This window comes from Erwinia persicina, assembly GCF_014838825.1.
Classification (GTDB): domain Bacteria; phylum Pseudomonadota; class Gammaproteobacteria; order Enterobacterales; family Enterobacteriaceae; genus Erwinia; species Erwinia persicina_A.
Genome location: NZ_JACYMO010000004.1, coordinates 55,839 through 73,998, shown reverse-complemented (window position 1 = coordinate 73,998; position 18,160 = coordinate 55,839). Strand labels below are relative to the sequence as shown.

The 18,160-nt window shown below is 57.6% G+C and carries 16 protein-coding genes; 6 read left to right on the top strand and 10 right to left on the bottom strand.

The window, feature by feature from the left end; genetic code table 11:
* Positions 1-114: 114 nt before the first annotated feature.
* On the bottom strand, positions 115-1,392 hold the full coding sequence (locus tag IFU29_RS11845) for a cystathionine gamma-synthase family protein (RefSeq protein WP_062747181.1): 1,278 nt from the start codon (positions 1,390-1,392) through the stop codon (positions 115-117).
* Between the two features lie 253 nt (positions 1,393-1,645).
* Between IFU29_RS11845 and hpt the strand changes: the two genes are divergently transcribed.
* A complete protein-coding gene (gene hpt, locus IFU29_RS11840; RefSeq protein WP_062747178.1) occupies positions 1,646-2,182 on the top strand; it encodes a hypoxanthine phosphoribosyltransferase in 537 nt (178 codons plus the stop codon).
* 143 nt (positions 2,183-2,325) lie between these two features.
* Here hpt and can read toward each other — a convergent pair whose 3' ends face one another.
* Positions 2,326-2,988 (bottom strand): carbonate dehydratase, encoded by a 663-nt coding sequence (gene can, locus IFU29_RS11835; RefSeq protein WP_118665867.1) that lies wholly within the window; start codon positions 2,986-2,988, stop codon positions 2,326-2,328.
* A gap of 108 nt (positions 2,989-3,096) precedes the next feature.
* On the opposite strand from can, the gene IFU29_RS11830 reads away from it, so the two are divergent.
* Both IFU29_RS11830 and IFU29_RS11825 read left to right on the top strand, forming a co-directional pair.
* Positions 3,097-4,023 carry an ABC transporter ATP-binding protein gene (locus tag IFU29_RS11830; protein ID WP_191934110.1) on the top strand — a complete coding sequence of 309 codons (927 nt, stop codon included), beginning with the start codon at positions 3,097-3,099 and terminating at the stop codon, positions 4,021-4,023.
* A complete protein-coding gene (locus IFU29_RS11825) occupies positions 4,020-4,790 on the top strand; it encodes an ABC transporter permease (RefSeq protein WP_191934109.1) in 771 nt (256 codons plus the stop codon). Before IFU29_RS11830 ends, IFU29_RS11825 begins: the two co-directional genes overlap by 4 nt.
* Before the next feature lie 92 nt (positions 4,791-4,882).
* On the opposite strand, the gene panD is transcribed toward IFU29_RS11825, so the two are convergent.
* The 8 genes from panD to sfsA form a co-directional block, all read right to left on the bottom strand.
* Entirely contained in the window at positions 4,883-5,263 is a 381-nt protein-coding gene (gene panD, locus IFU29_RS11820; RefSeq protein ID WP_062747172.1) for an aspartate 1-decarboxylase, read from the bottom strand.
* Between the two features lie 65 nt (positions 5,264-5,328).
* Complete coding sequence (panC, locus tag IFU29_RS11815; protein WP_191934108.1) at positions 5,329-6,183, bottom strand: pantoate--beta-alanine ligase; 855 nt, start codon at positions 6,181-6,183, stop codon at positions 5,329-5,331.
* Between the two features lie 15 nt (positions 6,184-6,198).
* Complete coding sequence (gene panB / locus IFU29_RS11810) at positions 6,199-6,993, bottom strand: 3-methyl-2-oxobutanoate hydroxymethyltransferase (RefSeq protein ID WP_191934107.1); 795 nt, start codon at positions 6,991-6,993, stop codon at positions 6,199-6,201.
* Positions 6,994-7,069: 76 nt separating this feature from the next.
* Complete coding sequence (gene folK, locus IFU29_RS11805; RefSeq protein ID WP_191934106.1) at positions 7,070-7,549, bottom strand: 2-amino-4-hydroxy-6-hydroxymethyldihydropteridine diphosphokinase; 480 nt, start codon at positions 7,547-7,549, stop codon at positions 7,070-7,072.
* Positions 7,546-8,967, bottom strand: coding sequence for a polynucleotide adenylyltransferase PcnB (gene pcnB / locus IFU29_RS11800; protein ID WP_342214473.1), 1,422 nt, complete (start codon positions 8,965-8,967; stop codon positions 7,546-7,548). Before pcnB ends, folK begins: the two co-directional genes overlap by 4 nt.
* A gap of 58 nt (positions 8,968-9,025) precedes the next feature.
* A complete protein-coding gene (gene gluQRS / locus IFU29_RS11795) occupies positions 9,026-9,931 on the bottom strand; it encodes a tRNA glutamyl-Q(34) synthetase GluQRS (protein WP_191934104.1) in 906 nt (301 codons plus the stop codon).
* 69 nt (positions 9,932-10,000) lie between these two features.
* On the bottom strand, positions 10,001-10,456 hold the full coding sequence (gene dksA / locus IFU29_RS11790; protein WP_191934103.1) for an RNA polymerase-binding protein DksA: 456 nt from the start codon (positions 10,454-10,456) through the stop codon (positions 10,001-10,003).
* 308 nt (positions 10,457-10,764) lie between these two features.
* On the bottom strand, positions 10,765-11,469 hold the full coding sequence (gene sfsA / locus IFU29_RS11785) for a DNA/RNA nuclease SfsA (protein ID WP_191934102.1): 705 nt from the start codon (positions 11,467-11,469) through the stop codon (positions 10,765-10,767).
* Positions 11,470-11,732: 263 nt separating this feature from the next.
* Between sfsA and hrpB the strand changes: the two genes are divergently transcribed.
* From hrpB to IFU29_RS11770, 3 genes are all read left to right on the top strand, one after another.
* The gene (hrpB, locus tag IFU29_RS11780) at positions 11,733-14,183 is read left to right on the top strand and encodes an ATP-dependent helicase HrpB (protein ID WP_191934101.1); all 2,451 of its coding nucleotides are present in this window, start codon (positions 11,733-11,735) and stop codon (positions 14,181-14,183) included.
* A 299-nt stretch (positions 14,184-14,482) separates the two neighbouring features.
* Entirely contained in the window at positions 14,483-17,023 is a 2,541-nt protein-coding gene (gene mrcB / locus IFU29_RS11775) for a bifunctional glycosyl transferase/transpeptidase (protein ID WP_191934100.1), read from the top strand.
* Positions 17,024-17,247: 224 nt separating this feature from the next.
* Positions 17,248-17,976 carry an acid phosphatase gene (locus tag IFU29_RS11770; RefSeq protein ID WP_191934099.1) on the top strand — a complete coding sequence of 243 codons (729 nt, stop codon included), beginning with the start codon at positions 17,248-17,250 and terminating at the stop codon, positions 17,974-17,976.
* The last annotated feature ends 184 nt before the right edge of the window (positions 17,977-18,160 follow it).

Below are 18,160 nucleotides of genomic sequence, written 5' to 3'. Positions count from 1 at the left end.
ACAGGGTGGCCAGTTAGCGTGAAAGCGAGGGGAACGCCTTTCAGGGAGTGTCCGGGGAAGAGAAATTTCGCAGGGGCCGATCAGCGATCGACCCGCTACCTTACCGCGAGAGCGTTACGCCAGCGACAGCCGTACGTCCTCGATTAAATCCTCTTTATTCTCTATGCCAATCGACAGGCGAATGGTGGAAGAGGTGATGCCGAAACGGTTGCGTACTTCGATCGGTACGCCGGAGTGGGTGGTGCTGGCAGGATGGCTGGCAAGGGATTCGGTGCCGCCGAGGCTGACCGCCAGCTTAAACAGCTGCAGGGTGTTAAGGAAGCGGAATGCCGCCGCCTCACCGCCGCGAATATCAAACGAGAACGTCGAGCCGGCACCGCTGCACTGGGTGCTGAACACTCTGCCTGCGGCAGAGGCCGGGTCAAGGAACGGCAGGTAGTGGACCTTTTCCACCTGCGGATGGCTTTGCAGGAAGGCGGCCACCGCGGCGGCATTATCGTTGGCGCGCTCCATACGCAGCGCCAGCGTCTCCAGCGAACGGCCGATCATCCAGCTGGAGTGCGGATCAAGCTGGGTACCGATGGCGCTTCGCAGGGCCTTCACCTGACGAATTAACGCCTTGCTGCCCATGGCTGCACCGGCAATCAGGTCGGAATGGCCGCCGACATATTTCGTCAGCGAGTAGAGCGAGATATCGGCCCCGTGTTCGGTCGGCCGTGAAAAGACCGGGCCAAGCAGGGTGTTATCACAGGCGATAATCGGGCGATGCTGCTGCTGGCGCTCAATATGGTCGGCCACGCGCTTCACCAGTGCAATGTCGACCAGGCTGTTAGTGGGGTTGGCCGGGGACTCAATCAGGATCACCGACACCCGACCCAGCGTCATCGCTTCCTCTGCAGCAGCCTGTACTCCCTGTTCATCCACACCGTCAGCAAACCCGAGCGTCGAGACACCCAGGTTGCGGAAGGTTTTACTCAGCAGCGTCTCCGTACCGCCGTACAGCGGCTGGGAGTGCAGGATGGTATCGCCCGGTTTGACAAACGCCAGCAGGGTGGTGGAAATGGCCGACATCCCGGAGGAGAACAGTGCCGCGCTGTCGGTGCGTTCATAGATCGCCAGGCGGTCTTCCACAATCTCACTGTTCGGGTGATTAAAGCGCGAATACACCAATCCGTTGCCTTCCCCGGCGGGCGGCTCACGGCGGCCGGAAACGTAATCAAAGAAGTCGCGACCCTCTTCTGCGCTGTTAAACACAAAGGTCGAAGTGAGAAATACCGGCGGTTTCACCGCGCCCTCTGACAGTGACGGATCATAGCCATAGTTAAGCATCTGGGTTTCAGGGTGCAGCTCGCGCGTGCCGATGTGTGTTTTTTTAGAATGTGAGGAAGGCATGAGAACTCCGGCCGTCAGGCATAGGATCTATTATTGTTGCGCATAAACTAGCATGAGGCAGGGTGCCGCCATAAATGCCTAAACGCTCTATGGTTAAATCAAAATGCCATATGAAATATGGCTATCTGAACGTATAGCAGTCTATATGTCTGCTTTGTATAGCAGGAAAATCCGTTGCGCAACGGTGAGCGAAGCCGTGGCGAAGTGTGATAAACTTCACCGCTTTCCCTGAGCAATCGACGAAGCGCTACCTATGAAACATACCGTTGAAGTGATGATCTCCGAAGCTGAGATCAAATCCCGCGTTGCCGAACTTGGCAGACAAATCAGTGACCACTACCGCGACAGCGGCAGCGAGATGGTGCTGGTTGGCCTGCTGCGCGGCTCATTTATGTTTATGGCCGACCTGTGCCGCACAATCGAAGTGTCACACGAAGTCGATTTTATGACGGCCTCAAGCTATGGCAATGGCACCTCAAGCTCACGTGATGTAAAGATCCTGAAGGATCTGGATGAGGATATCCGTGGCAAAGACGTGTTAATTGTTGAAGATATTATTGATTCAGGTAATACCTTGAGCAAAGTGCGGGAAATTTTCCGCCTGCGCGGACCGAAGTCACTGGCGATCTGTACGCTGCTGGATAAGCCTTCTCGTCGTGAAGTTGACGTGCCGGTTGAGTATGTGGGCTTTGCCATCCCTGACGAATTTGTGGTGGGTTATGGTATTGATTACGCCCAGCGTTATCGTCATCTGCCCTATGTGGGTAAAGTGGTGATGCTGGACGAGTAACCCGTAAGGTGTAAGCACAGCACAATCGACTAAGGCCGGGTTCTCCGGCCTGATATACCATATCCCGCCTGTTCATTATTCCGCACGCCGCCTGGCCTTATGCCGCGTGAGTGTAGACTGGCGGTGCCGCCAGAACAGGTGGCTTACGGGTTGAGATCCGGGTCGTTCAGCAGGTTAGCAATACCGTGGCGGTAGCGCTGTTCCAGGATTTCGCGACTGGCAGAACTGACGCCCAGATCGCGCAGATAACCGTCCTGGATGCCGTAGACCCAGCCATGAATATTGACCTTCTGTCCGCGTTTCCAGGCTGACTGCATCACCGTCGAGTGACCCAGGTTATACACCTGCTCAATGACGTTGATTTCACACAGTTTATCGAAACGTTTTTCGGGCGGCAGTTCACCCAGTAACGAACTATGCTTGTACCACAAATCGCGAATATGCAGCAGCCAGTTATCGATCAGGCCCAGCTCAGGATTTTCGACGGCGGCCTGAACGCCCCCGCAGCCATAGTGGCCACAGATAATGACGTGCTCAACTTCCAGCACCTCTACCGCGTACTGCACCACTGACAGGCAGTTTAAATCGGTGTGGATCACCAGGTTGGCGACATTGCGGTGGACGAACAGTTCACCCGGTTCCAGCCCGGTCAGGCGCTCGGCAGGTACCCGGCTGTCAGAACAGCCAATCCAGAGAAAACGGGGTTTTTGCGCCAGAGAAAGGCGCTCAAAGAAGCCGGGGTCTTCCTCTTTCAGCAACCGGGACCACTGGCGATTGTTGCTGATAAGGGTATCAATGTCTTTCATAATGGTGTCGACCCGTTGCTCAAAATGCGATGCAGTAATATAGGGCAATGCGGCACGATTGAAAATCACAAACAAGAAACCTAAACAAAACAGGGCACTCTTTAACCTATGACTTATGCACTGGAGCTTGAAAAACTGACCAAAACCTACGCCGGTGGGGTTCAGGCGCTAAAAGGTATCGATCTCACGGTTGAAGCCGGTGATTTCTATGCGCTACTGGGGCCAAACGGCGCCGGTAAGTCCACCACCATCGGGATTATCAGTTCGCTGGTGAATAAAACCGCTGGCAAGGTGCGGGTGTTTGGCTACGATCTGCAGCAGGACGTGGTCAATGCCAAGCGCCAGCTGGGTCTGGTACCGCAGGAGTTCAACTTTAACCAGTTTGAAACCGTGCTACAGATCGTGGTCAGCCAGGCCGGGCTGTACGGCGTGGAAAAAGCCGAAGCGCAGAAACGTGCTGAAAAGTACCTGAGACAGCTCGATCTGTGGGAAAAGCGTAACGAACGTGCGCGGATGCTCTCCGGCGGCATGAAGCGTCGTCTGATGATTGCCCGTGCGCTGATGCATGAGCCCAAGCTGCTGATCCTCGATGAACCCACCGCCGGGGTGGATATCGAACTGCGTCGTTCCATGTGGACCTTCCTGCAGGAGCTGAATGCGCAGGGCACCACCATTATCCTGACCACCCACTATCTGGAAGAAGCCGAGATGCTGTGCCGCAATATCGGCATTATTCAGCGCGGGGAGCTGGTCGAAAACACCTCCATGAAAGGCCTGCTTTCCAAGCTGAAATCGGAAACCTTTATCCTCGACCTCGCGCCGAAAAGCCCGCTGCCGAAGCTGGAAGGGTTTAAGTATCGCCTGGCGGATACCTCAACGCTGGAAGTCGAAGTGCTGCGTGAGCAGGGCCTGAACAGCGTGTTCAGCCAGCTCAGCCATCAGGGGGTGCAGGTGCTCAGTATGCGTAATAAAGCGAACCGTCTTGAGGAGTTATTTGTGGACCTGGTTAACGGTCACAGTGGAGATAAAGCATGACACATTTGTATTGGGTGGCGCTGAAAAGCATCTGGGGTAAAGAAGTGAACCGCTTCGCCCGCATCTGGATCCAGACGCTGGTCCCGCCGGTGATCACCATGACACTCTATTTTATTATCTTCGGTAACCTGATTGGTTCACGCATCGGTGAAATGCACGGCTTCAGCTATATGCAGTTTATCGTGCCGGGCCTGATTATGATGGCGGTGATCACCAACGCCTATGCCAACGTTGCCTCCTCGTTCTTCAGCGCCAAGTTCCAGCGTAATATAGAAGAGCTGCTGGTGGCCCCGGTACCGACGCACGTGATTATTGCCGGCTATGTCGGCGGTGGTGTGGCGCGCGGAGTGTGCGTAGGCGTGCTGGTTACGGCCATTTCGCTGTTCTTCGTCCCGTTCCAGGTGCATTCATGGCTGATGGTGGCGGTAACGCTGCTGCTGACCGCCGTGCTGTTCTCGCTGGCGGGCCTGCTGAACGCGGTGTTTGCCCGTACCTTCGATGATATCAGCCTGATCCCGACCTTCGTGCTGACCCCGCTGACCTATTTAGGGGGCGTGTTCTATTCGCTGACCCTGCTGCCGCCGGTCTGGCAGATGGTGTCTAAGCTGAACCCGATCGTGTATATGATCAGTGGCTTCCGCTACGGTTTTCTGGGGATTAATGACGTGCCGCTGGTGTTTACGCTGGGCGTGCTGGTGGCGTTTATCGTGGTCTTTTACGCGCTGGTGTGGGTGTTAATTCAGCGCGGGCGTGGATTACGTACCTGATTAAAACTGTTTTATCGGGTTGGCCGGAAAATAAGGTCAACCCCTACCTGTAACGCAGGGGCCGATCGTTGTAACCGATCGGCCCTTTTGTTTTACGCGACCTGAACCGGCACGGCTTTCGCCACGCGTTTCATCTGGTTGTCGCCCTCAAAATAGGCCACTTTTGGTTGCCACTCCCGCGCCTCGGCGTCGGACATCTGCACGTAAGAGCAGATAATCAGCAAATCGCCTTCGCAGGCGCAGCGCGCTGCCGCCCCGTTAACCGAAATGATTTTTGAGCCCCGTTCAGCCGCGATCGCATAGGTTGAAAAGCGCTGGCCGTTGTTCACGTTATAAATATCAATCGCTTCATATTGCAGAATGCCGGAAGCGTCGAGGAAATCCTGGTCGATGGCGCAGGACCCTTCATAATTCAGGTCAGCCTGAGTCACTTTGACCCGGTGAAGTTTGCCCTGCAACATAGTACGGTTCATAAATAATCACTCTGCAGTCAATTCAAAAAATCGGTCGACAGTATTGCCTGAGCGGGCGCGTCTGTCTACTGGGTCAGATCAACCTGCTGGTTATCAATCAGACGCGCTTTGCCCAGCCACGCGGCCATCAGGATCACCGCGCGGCGGCTGTCGACATTCAGCGGCAGCAGCGTATCGGCATCGACAATGGCCAGACCATCAGGCTGAAGCCCCCGCTCGCTGAGGGTGCTTTCTGCCGCATCGATCAGGGTTTCGACGTGACGCTCCCCCTGGCTGAGTTTGCCGGCGATATCCTGCATGACCTGGCTGAGGACGGGGGCAATCTTACGCTCCCCGGCCGTGAGGTAGCCATTACGGGAACTGAGCGCCAGGCCATCTTTAGCGCGCACGGTCGGCACGCCGACGATATCAATATCGTAGCCCATATCCGCCACCATTTTGCGGATCAGCGCCAGCTGCTGATAATCTTTCTCGCCGAAGCAGGCAAGATCGGGCTGGACCAGGTTAAACAGCTTGCTGACGATGGTGGAAACCCCCCGGAAGTGGCCGGGCCGGCTGGCCCCTTCCAGCAGCGTGGACAGGACGGGAACGTCAACAAAAGTCTGCTCACTGAGGCCCTGGGGGTAAACGTCGCCGGGTGCCGGGGAGAAGACCAGGTCAACGCCACGGCGGTTCAGCTTTTCGCAGTCCTCCTGCAGCGTGCGCGGATAGCGCGCCAGGTCATCGGCACGTTCGAACTGCATCGGATTAACGAAAATCGACACCACCACAATATCCGCACGTTCGCGCGCTTCATCGACCAGCGTCATATGCCCGTCGTGCAGGTTGCCCATGGTGGGAACCAGCGCAATACGTTTGCCATCCTGACGCCAGCGACGGACTTCGCGGCGCAGCATGGGCAGCGTTTCAATAATCAGCACGGCCTTTCTCCTCGGTTACTGGAAACTGTGTTCTGCAGCCGGATAACGTCCGTCTGCCACTTCTGCCACATACTGACGCACTGCGGCACGGATTTCGCCCGCTTCCGCGAGGAAGTTTTTGGCGAATTTCGGAATATGGCCCCCGGTAATACCAAAGGCATCATGCATCACCAGAATTTGCCCGTCGGTGACGTTACCGGCACCAATGCCAATGGTCGGCACCGTCAGCGCATCGGTAATGCGCTGTGCCAGTGCCACCGGCACGCACTCCAGCACCAGCAGCTGCATGCCGGCGGCTTCCAGCGCCAGCGCGTCTTCCAGCAGGCGGTCAGCAGCAGCGCTGTCACGCCCCTGCACCTTATACCCGCCGAAAATATTGACCGACTGCGGTGTCAGGCCCAGGTGGCCACAGACGGGTACGGCGCGCTCGGTTAACTGCCTGACCGTCTCTGCCAGCCATTTACCGCCTTCCAGCTTGACCATATTGGCCCCGGCACGCATCAGCTGCGCGGCGTTACCAAAGGTCTGCTCCGGAGTGGCATAACTCATAAAAGGCAGGTCAGCAAGCAGCAGGGCTGCCGGGCTGCCGCGTCGTACCGCCTGAGTATGGTAGACAATATCGGCGATGGTGACCGGCAGCGTGGAGTCGTGGCCCTGCACCACCATCCCCAGTGAATCCCCGACCAGCATGACCTCAATGCCTTCATCGGCAAAGAGTTTAGCGAAACTGAAATCGTATGCGGTGATCGAAGCGAATTTTCGCCCCTGTTGTTTCCACTGGTGCAGGGTAGAGACAGTTGTCGGTTTCATCATTTCACCTTAAGAAAACTGAGTTGGCGTATCTTAAAGGAAGGGAAGGGCAGTGCAAAGGGGGATAACGGGCAGGTTACCAGCGGGAGATAGCCCGGGTATCGAGCCGGGCAAGAATATCGGCCAGCCGTGTGCCATCCGGCAGGCACAGCGCCGGAGCAATCTCCAGCAGCGGGAGCAGCATAAATGCGCGGTTGAGCATATCGTAGTGCGGCACCGTCAGACGTGGCGTATTCAGCGTCTGCTCACCAAACAGCATGATATCCAGGTCGAGGGTGCGCGGCCCCCAGCGGTGGGCTTTACGCACGCGTCCCTGCTCCAGCTCAATACGCTGGGTGTGGTTCAGCAGGCTTTCCGCGTCCAGCCGGGTATCCAGCGCCACGGCTGCATTGAGAAAATCAGGCTGATCAGGTGGACCGTAGGGGGGCGTACGATAGAGAGACGAGGTGGCAACCAGCGTGGTATCAGGCATGGCCGCCAGCGCATGCAGTGCAGAATGCACCTGATGCAACGGGTCGGCCAGATTACTGCCCAGTGCCAGATAGACGCGGATCATGCGTCGTTATTTTGGTCACGGCGTGGTGCGCCCGGCACGCGTTTGCGCGGGCGGCGGGTGCGACGGCGCGGAACCGGATCGTCACCCAGGGTGTTGAGCATGGTTTTCTGCTGCGGCGGTGCAGACACCTGGAACTCACTCCACCAGGTAGTAAGGCGCTGCAGCTCGTGGTTTTTTTCCACTTCGGCACGCAGGGCCAGCAGGTCGTAGGCGGCGCGGAACTTAGGATGCTCCATCAGCTTCCAGGCGCGTTTGCCGTGGCGGCGCGACAGGCGGAGCTGCAGCGTCCAGATATCACGCACCAGCGTGGTAATTCGTTTCGGGATGGCCAGAGAACGGCAGGCTTCATCCAGCACGTCATTCATCGACAGCGCAAACGCATCGTAGTAGGCAAGCCCGCTCTCCTGCGCAATTTTCTGCGCGGCTTCGAGCTGCGGATACCAGAACATGGCGGCAAACAGGAACGCCGGGTTAACACGCATCTGATTATAAATGCGGTTATCGGTGTTTTTCAGCACCAGCAGGATCATCCGCTCCATATTACTGTCACCCTGTTCGGTGAAGTAGCGGGTGAGGATCGGGAACAGCGGCTGGAACAGCTGATATTCGCGCAGTTTCAGATAGGTGCTGTGACCGTAGCCCGCCTGCAACAGTTTAAGGGTTTCCTCAAACAGGCGCGCGGGTGGGATATCATTCAGCAAGGTCGCCAGGCGCGGGATGGGTTCCCCGGTTTCCGCCGCGATGCTCATATCCAGCTTGGCGGCAAAGCGCACCACGCGCAGCATGCGCACCGGATCTTCGCGATAGCGGGTTTCCGGATCACCGATCATGCGGATAATGCCCTGCTGCAGATCGCTCAGACCGCCTACGTAGTCGCGCACCGTAAAGTCGGCCACGCTGTAATAAAGGCTGTTGATGGTCAGGTCGCGTCGCTGGGCGTCATCTTCAATCGACCCGAAGATGTTATCCCGCAGCAGCATCCCGTTCTGGCCACGCTGTGAGCTGTTACGGTCTTCGGTCACCGGTTGTTCGGCTTCGTGATGACCGCGGAAGGTGGCGACCTCAATGATCTCTGGGCCAAACATCACGTGTGCCAGACGAAAACGGCGGCCGACCAGGCGACAGTTACGGAACAGCTTACGCATCTGGTCCGGGGTGGCGTTGGTGGTCACATCGAAATCTTTCGGCTTTTTACCCAGCAGCAAATCGCGCACGCCGCCGCCGACCAGATAGGCTTCATATCCAGCTTTATTCAGGCGATAAAGCACCTTGAGGGCATTTTCACTGATGTCCTTGCGTGAGATATTATGGGCGTCACGCGGGACGACGGCCATCTGACGCACTTCCTCGATTACGGCAGGCGCCACTTCCTCACGGCTGAGGACCTTACGGCAAAAATTAGCAACTCGGGTAAAAATGGGACACCTCGATAGTGACAATGAAATCTGGTCGGTAAAAACAGCGGCTAATCATAGCTCAGAGTGAACCGTTTGAGAATGCCGAAGTCGCCGTATGCGCCAGCCTTGCATCATTAATTGGAATATTTGCGCACGCCCAGTGAGCAATCGCCTGCTGTAACAGCATGTCCGTGGTCAGATCCTGCCAGCCTGCCGGTACCCGCTGACCGAGAAAACGCAGCGCCTCCACCAGCGGGGGACGAGGATCGCCGCCGGGAAGAGCGGGAGCATGATTCTGTTTGGACAGCTTGTTGCCGTCGTGATTAAGCACCAGCGGCAGATGCAGATGTCGGGGGACATCCCAGCCAAGCTGCTGGTAGAGCGTCATCTGACGCACGGTGGGTTCGATAAGGTCTGCACCGCGTACGATCTCGGTGATCCCCTGAAAATGATCGTCAACCACCACTGCCAGGTTATAAGCAAACAGCCCATCGCGGCGATGGATAATAAAATCTTCATGGGCCAGATGTGGGTCAGCCTTGACCATGCCGCGCACACCATCCTCAAACGCCGTCACCGGATGATCGACTTTAAGCCGCAGGGCCGCCCGCTCCGGGCCGTGACCCAGGGTGCGGCAGTGACCGTCATAGTGCCCCCCGGCCTGCTGAATGCGGCTGCGGGTGCAGGTACAGTAGTAGCTGAGGCCCTGCTGCTGCAGGTCATCAAGCACCGCGCGATAGGCCTCGTGGCGCTGAGACTGCCACAGCACCTCGCCGTCCCATTTCAGGGCGTAATGTTCCAGCTGATGCAGAATACGTGTGGCGGCACCGGGGACTTCACGAGGGGGATCAATGTCTTCAATGCGCACGCGCCAGAGACCTTTTTCAGCACGAGCCTGAAGGTAACTGCCTAAAGCCGCTATTAAAGAACCGAAATGCAGGTCGCCGGACGGGGAAGGGGCGAAGCGCCCAATATATGATGACATAAGAGAAATGATCGGCAGTGAAGCGGAAACGGGAGCCGTTTCCGGCTCCACTGCACAATCAATGCGCCGTTAACCGGCCATTTGTTTTTCGCGGATTTCCGCCAGCGTTTTGCAGTCAATACAAAGATCAGCAGTAGGACGCGCTTCAAGGCGACGAATACCGATTTCAACGCCACAGGATTCACAGTAGCCAAAATCGTCATCGAGCACTTTCTTCAGCGTCTTCTCGATCTTTTTGATCAGCTTGCGCTCACGGTCACGGTTACGCAGTTCAAGACTAAACTCTTCTTCCTGAGTGGCGCGGTCAGCGGGGTCCGGGAAGTTAGCGGCTTCATCTTGCATATGCGACACAGTGCGATCCACTTCATCCCGAAGCTGGTTGCGCCAGGCTTCAAGAATTTTCTTGAAGTGCTCCAGCTGGGCTTCGTTCATATACTCTTCGCCTGGCTTCTCTTGGTACGGCTCCACCCCAGCGATGGCGAGAATACTCAGGGACGATGTTTTACGGCTTTGCCCTTCTTGCATGTTGTTTCTCCTGGATAACACGCACTACACCCTTCATCTTTAAGCTGCAGGGCGTTGGCAGCTACCCTGCAACCCGACATATTCGGGCATCGATCCCACGTTGGGGAAAAAAACAGGCCGCTATAAATAACAGAAGCGGTCAAGGTTAGCAATTATTCCTGAACATGGCTTGACAAGCCTGTGAGGAAAAGCGTATTTAGCGCGCGCCATCTCCGTCCATCCGGCAGCGCAGCAGCATCAGTTTCCTGTATTGACTCAGTCACTTAATGCCCGCTGAGTGGCCGTATAAAAGCAAATCGCGCTACATTTTACAACTCCACCTTCAGGGGCCTGTGCAGATGGATCCCTTCGGGTGATAACTGCGCCTTATAGCAGAGTAGTTCAACCCCACTCTGCTGTGCCTGTACCAGTAGTTCCGCGTAGCGTGCATCAATATGACGCGCCGGGGAAACGTCCTCAATCCCCGAATGCAGAACGGCGAAGAACAGTACCGCCCGATGGCCAGATTGCGCAATCTGTATCAGTTCGCGCAAATGCTTCTGGCCTCGCTCGGTCACCGCATCCGGAAAATACCCTTTACCCTGCTGTAACAGCGTCACGGATTTGACTTCAATATAGCAGTTACTGCGATTATCTGCCTGTAACAGGAAGTCAATGCGGCTGTTTTCACTACCGTATTTTACTTCCGGTAACAGCGTATCGTATCCGGTTAACTCCGGGATCGTCGCGGCGGTAAGTGCTTCGCGCACCAGGGCGTTAGCGCGAAGGGTGTTGACGCAGATCCAGTGCCCCTCCTGGGTTCTGGTCAGCTCCCAGCTGTGCGGATATTTCCGCGTCAGACTGGCCGATGTTGAATACCACAGGGTGTCACCCGGCGTGGCGCAACCGGTCATCGCGCCGGTATTCGCACAGTGGATAGTCAGGGTTTCGCCTTCCGGCGTCACAATATCTGCCAGAAAGCGCTTATAGCGTTTAACCAGCGTTGCTGACTGCAGCCCGGGATTAAATTCCATAGGAATTCCTTATCGTCATTTCCTGCCCGTTATCTCCTGCTGGCGAGTCGTGGCGACATCCACACAACACGCTGACGGACAGTGACCCGAAAAAATTACGCGGCCTCAGCAGTACAGGCTGCGTAGCGTTGCGCACTGATATGACAGGCAGATGACGGAAAACGCACGGCGGTAAAACAGCGCTGGCGTCCCCCCGGTCAATCCGCCCCGGAGGATGCTACAATGCCCGCGAAAATTAGACCATGCTGTAATGGAGCGAAAACGTGAGTTTATTACCGGTCAGTGCCGTGTTATCCGAGCTGTTAGCGGCATTGAGGACCTCATCGCAGGTGCTGCTGGCGGCCCCCACCGGGGCGGGGAAGTCTACCTGGCTGCCGTTACAGATCCTGCAGCAGGCGGGATTTAACGGGCGGATCCTGCTGCTTGAACCCCGCAGGCTGGCCGCGCGCAACGTGGCACAGCGGCTGGCCGAGCTGTTAGGTGAGGAACCTGGTGCAACCGTAGGTTATCGCATGCGCGGTGAAAGCCGCTGCGGTCAACACACCCGGCTGGAGGTGGTGACCGAAGGGATTCTCACGCGAATGTTGCAGCAGGATCCGATGCTGGACGGCGTATCGCTGGTGATCCTTGATGAGTTCCATGAGCGCAGCCTGCAGGGGGATCTGGCGCTGGCGCTGCTGCTCGACGTTCAGGGCGGTCTGCGTGATGACCTGAAAGTGCTGATTATGTCTGCGACCCTGGATAACTCACGGCTGCGGGACTGGCTGCCGCAGGCCCCCTTAATCAGTTCGGAGGGACGCTCCTTCCCGGTAGAGCGTCGTTATCAGCCGCTGGCAAGCCACCTGCGTTTTGAGGAGGCGGTTGCCCGCCAGGCCAGTCAGCTTTTGCGTGAAGAGTCGGGTTCAATGCTGCTGTTCCTGCCCGGCGTGGCGGAAATCCAGCGCGTACAGACGCAGCTCGCGGAAAGGGTGGACGGCGATGTTGACCTCTGCCCGCTGTACGGTGCGCTGACGCTGGCCGAACAGCGCCGGGCGATCCTGCCTGCGCCCGCCGGGCGGCGTAAAGTGGTGCTGGCGACGAATATTGCCGAAACCAGCCTGACAATTGAGGGAATCCGCCTGGTGGTGGACAGCGCCCAGGAGCGCAGCGCACAGTTTGATGTGCGCAGCGGAGTGACCTGCCTGCAAACCCAGCGCGTCAGCCAGGCATCAATGACCCAGCGTGCCGGACGCGCCGGACGTCTTGAACCCGGCATCTGTGTTCATCTGCTGGCAAAGGATCAGGCTGAACGCGCCGCCGCGCACAGCGATCCGGAGATCCTCCACAGCGATCTTGCCTCCCTGTGGCTCGATCTGCTGCAGTGGGGCTGCCAGGAGGCGGGTCAGCTGCAGTGGCTGGATGCGCCGCCCGCCGCGGGGATCGCGGCAGCGCGACAGCTGCTGTTTCAGCTGGGTGCAACCGACGATACCGGCAGACTGACGGCCGGAGGGCGTAAAATGGCCACGCTGGGCAGTGAGCCGCGCTTTGGCGCTCTGCTGATGGCTGCGGGCAGTGATGCCGGTGCGGTGGCAACGGCGGCGGCGCTGGTGGCGATGCTGGAGGATCCGGTACGCGGCAGTGCCGACCTGCGCGACAGCTTCCAGCGTCGTCTGCCGCAGTGGCAGCGTCGCGCCCGTCAGCTGCAACAGCGGCTGAACATCAGCGGCGGACAGCCGGATGAGGATCTGATTGCTCCGCTGCTGGCGGCGGCATTTCCCGACCGTATCGCCCGGCGGCGCGGGGTGGACGGACGCTATCAGTTAGCCAACGGGAGCGGAGCCTCGCTGGATCGTGAGGATGGCTTAACCCGCTATGAGTGGCTGATCGCCCCGGCGCTTCTGCAGGGGAGTGGTCAGCCCGACGCACGTATTTTACAGGCGCTGCCACTGGATATCGATCGGCTGGTCAGCCAGCGGCCCGGTCTGGTCCAGCAGCAAACGGAAGTTGAATGGGATGATGAGAAAGGCACGCTGCGCGCCTGGCGGCGGGAGCAGATTGGCCAGCTGGTACTGAAATCGCAGCCGCTGGCAAAACCTGCCGAAGATGAACTGCACGCCGCCATGCTGCGCTGGGTGCGCAGTAAGGGGTTGTCGGTGCTGAACTGGACGCCGCAGGCAGAGCAGCTTCGGGTACGGCTGCACTGTGCCGCGCAGTGGCTGGCGGAAGGGGAATGGCCGGATATGCAGGAGAGTGCGCTGCTGGCAACGCTGGAACAGTGGCTGCTGCCCGCCATGAATGGCGTGCGGGATGGCAAAGGGTTGCGTCAGCTTGATATCACCAGTGCCCTGTCACAGCGGCTGACCTGGGCGCAGCGCCAGCAGCTGGACAATCTGCTACCCACCCATTACGTGGTGCCCACCGGCAGCCGCCTGCCGATTCAGTACGATCGCGACAAGCCCCCGGCGCTGGCGGTACGCCTGCAGGAGATGTACGGCGAGGCGAAAAACCCCAGCGTGGCTAATGGGCGTGTGCCGCTGGTGCTGGAGCTGTTATCCCCGGCACACCGTCCGCTGCAGATCACTCGCGACCTCGCAGCCTTCTGGTCGGGGGCCTATCGGGAAGTCCAGAAAGAGATGAAAGGGCGCTATCCCAAACACCTCTGGCCGGACGATCCCGCCAATACCCTGCCCACCAGCCGGGTGAAAAGATTTTCTTCCCCAGGGAACGGGAAGTGACAGCACTTTTAATCGTAACAATTTAAACAGCGATAATATTTATCCCGCTGAAATGGCGTGTTTTTTTCTGCGCTGACCGGCGGGCGATAAAAAAATCAAGGTTAAGCCTGCCGGTAATAAATGGTATTCTGTCGCGCTTTAGCAGGGGGAGTGTGGTGTCAGTGCGATGACGGTGCGTCATCTTCCGACAACCCCTGCGTGTCGGCCAGAGGCTTTCAGAAGGTTCTGGTTCCGCAATTGCCGTCGTGCAACGAGAGTAGTCGGCCTGGCCGACGCCTGCCCCTGGAGAAATAAAAGACATGTCTGACGATCGCGAACCTATCGGGCGAAAAGGAAAACAGCCCCAGCCTGCGCGTAATAAAGCGGGGCGTGGTCGCCGTAAGGAAGAAGAGTACGATGACTATGACGATCAGGATGATGATCTGGATGAAGAAGAGGTAACCCCGATGCCACGTAAAGGAAAAGGACGCGCTGCGCGCAAGAAAAGAGGCTGGTTAGGCTTTTTATTTAAGCTTTTCCTGATCTTCGCGGTAGTGATGGCCATTTATGGTTTCTATCTTGATTCGCAGATCCGCAGCCGTATTGATGGCAAAGTCTGGCAGCTTCCGGCGACGGTCTACGGCCGTATGGTCAGCCTTGAGCCCGGCATGTCTTACAATAAAAAAGAGATGATTGCCCTGCTGGAAGGCACACAGTATCGCGAAGTGACGCGTATGACGCGTCCTGGCGAATTTACCGTGCAGGCCAACAGCATTGAGATGATCCGCCGCCCGTTTGATTTCCCCGACAGCAAAGAGGGGCAGATCCGCGCCCGCCTGACCTTCAGCGGCGATGAGCTGACGGACATTAAAAATCTCGATAACGGACGCAGCTTCGGCTTCTTCCGCCTCGACCCCCGCCTGATCACCATGCTGCAGTCACCTAACGGTGAACAGCGGCTGTTTGTACCACGCGCCGGGTTCCCTGACCTGCTGGTGGATACCCTGGTGGCGACGGAAGATCGTCATTTCTATCAGCACGACGGTATCAGCCTCTATTCGATTGGCCGTGCCTTCCTCGCCAACATCACCGCCGGACGCGCTGTGCAGGGTGGCAGTACGCTGACACAGCAGCTGGTGAAGAACCTGTTCCTGACCAACGAGCGTTCTCTGTGGCGTAAGGCTAATGAAGCCTATATGGCGCTGATTATGGATGCGCGTTACAGCAAAGATCGCATTCTGGAGCTGTACCTGAATGAGGTGTACCTCGGCCAGGCCGGTAACGATCAGATCCGCGGCTTCCCGCTGGCCAGCCTTTACTACTTTGGTCGTCCGGTAGACGAACTGAGCCTCGATCAGCAGGCCCTGCTGGTGGGGATGGTGAAAGGCGCGTCCCTGTACAACCCGTGGCGTAATCCTAAGCTGTCGCTGGAGCGTCGTAACCTGGTGCTGCGCCTGCTGCAGCAGCAAAAGGTCATCGACCAGGAGCTCTACGATATGCTGAGTGCCCGTCCGCTGGGCGTGCAGCCAAAAGGGGGCGTGATTACTCCACAGCCGGCGTTTATGCAGATGGTGCGTAACGAGCTGCAGGCGAAGCTCGGTGACAAAGTGAAGGATCTCTCCGGGGTGAAAATCTTCACCACGCTGGATTCGGTGTCACAGGATGCCGCGGAGAAGTCAGTAGAAGAGGGCATCCCGGCGCTGCGTAAACAGCGCGGCGTGAACGATCTTGAAACCGCGATGGTGGTGGTCGACCGCTTCAGCGGCGAAGTCCGCGCGATGGTGGGCGGTGCCGATCCGCAGTTCGCCGGTTACAACCGCGCGCTGCAGGCGCGTCGTTCCATTGGCTCGCTGGCCAAACCGGCGACCTATCTGACGGCGCTCAGTCAGCCGGATACCTACCGTCTTAATACCTGGATTGCGGATAACCCGATCGCGCTGAAGCAGCCGAACGGACAGGTGTGGAAGCCGCAGAACGATGACCACCGCTTCAGCGGTCAGGTGATGCTGGTTGATGCACTGACTAACTCGATGAACGTACCGACGGTCAATCTGGGCATGACGCTGGGTCTGCCGCAGGTAGTCGATACCTGGACTAAGCTGGGCGTGCCGAAAGATCAGCTTCACCCGGTACCGGCAATGTTGCTGGGTGCGCTGAACCTGACCCCGGTCGAAGTGGCTCAGGCGTTCCAGACCATTGCCAGCGGCGGCAGCCGTGCGCCACTGTCGGCACTGCGTTCCGTGATTGCCGAAGACGGCAGCGTGCTGTATCAGAGCTTCCCACAGGCGGAGCGTGCGGTTCCGGCGCAGGCAGCTTATCTGACGCTGTATACCATGCAGCAGGTCGCCGACCACGGCACCGCCCGTGCTCTGGGCGCGAAGTTCCCGAAAGCCCACCTGGCGGGTAAAACCGGGACCACTAACAACCTGGTGGACAGCTGGTTTGCCGGTATTGATGGCAAAGAGGTGGCGATCACCTGGATTGGTCGTGATAACAACCAGCCTACCAAGCTGTACGGTGCCAGCGGTGCGATGCAGCTCTATCGCCGCTATCTGGAGAATCAGGCTCCGATGCCGCTGATGCTCACGCCGCCGGAAGATATCTCGCCAATGAACGTGGACTCAGCTGGTAACTTTGTTTGCGGCAGCGCCAGCAGCAGCTGGCGCAGTCTGCCGGTCTGGACCACCGATGCGAATGCGCTATGCCAGCAGCAGCAACAGCAGGTTCAGCAGCAGCAGCAGATGTTGCAGCAGCAGAATCAGCAAAATCCGCAGACTCAGCAGGGACAGCCAGGCCAGCAAAATGAGCAGAAGGATGCTGACGGTGTGGCCGGTTGGATCAAGGACATGTTCGGCCAGTAAGGGCAGTGCTGAATGAAAAAGCCGGGAAACCGGCTTTTTTTTCGTCTGAATCATGGGGATTTATTAACTATTACAGTTAAAGTTCACGCGTTAAAGCTTTTGATTTTACATGCTAAATTTCCATAAAATGCCAGATGGCACCATAAAATAAGATCCGGCTCTCTTTTTTACCGGCGGCTCTCAGCAAGGATAAGGGCGCTGATTACTTTAAAAGGATCTTAAAAATGAAACACACCATTCTGTTCTCCAGCCTCCTGTTCGGTGGCGTACTGCTGGCTAACACCCCGGCTCAGGCCAAAACTGTCGACGGGTTCACACCGTTTCATTCTGCCGCCGGTGCGGTAAACAGCCAGTATTATCTGCCGCCGCCGCCGGCCAAAAATGATCCCGCCTTTGCGCTTGATAAAGCGGCCTACCAGGCGGGATATGCGATGAAAGGAACGCCGCGATGGCAGCAGGCAACGGAGGATGCGCGGCTGGACGCGGCCAGTATCGCCAAAACCTTTTCCCCCGCGCTGGGCATCACGCTGAGTGAGGCGCAGACTCCCGCCACCTGGACAATGCTAAAGAACCTGCTGCTGATGGGGGGGACCTACGCGCCTGACGGCGCGAAAGAATATTATATGCGCACACGACCTTTTGTCGTTTTCGGTCACCATACCTGCCAGCCCGGTGACGAGGCGGCGCTGCGTAAAAACGGCTCATACCCCTCCGGCCACACCAGCTACGGAACACTGCTGGGACTGGTGCTGGCAGAGGCGAAGCCGGAACGTGCACAGGAACTGGCAAAGCGAGCCTGGGAGTTTGGTCAGAGCCGGGTCATCTGTGGTGCGCACTGGCAGAGTGATGTCAATGCGGGACGCTATGTCGGAGCCGTAGAGTTTGCACGCCTGCAAACCCTGCCTGCCTTTATGACGGCATTAAAAGAAGTAAAACAGGAGCTTAATCGCTAATTTTTTCTGCCAGACCAAAATCCATCCTCTTTTTTGCCGGGAAATGACGTTTCCCGGCAGTCAAAAATTACGCGTATTTTAGCGACCAGGCCAATGCCCGTGCGGGTTGTGTAGCCAGTTGTGCGGGGCATTTTTCCTTGCAGAGCAGGCTTTGTTTCGCATATTATCCGGCCGTTATAATAAT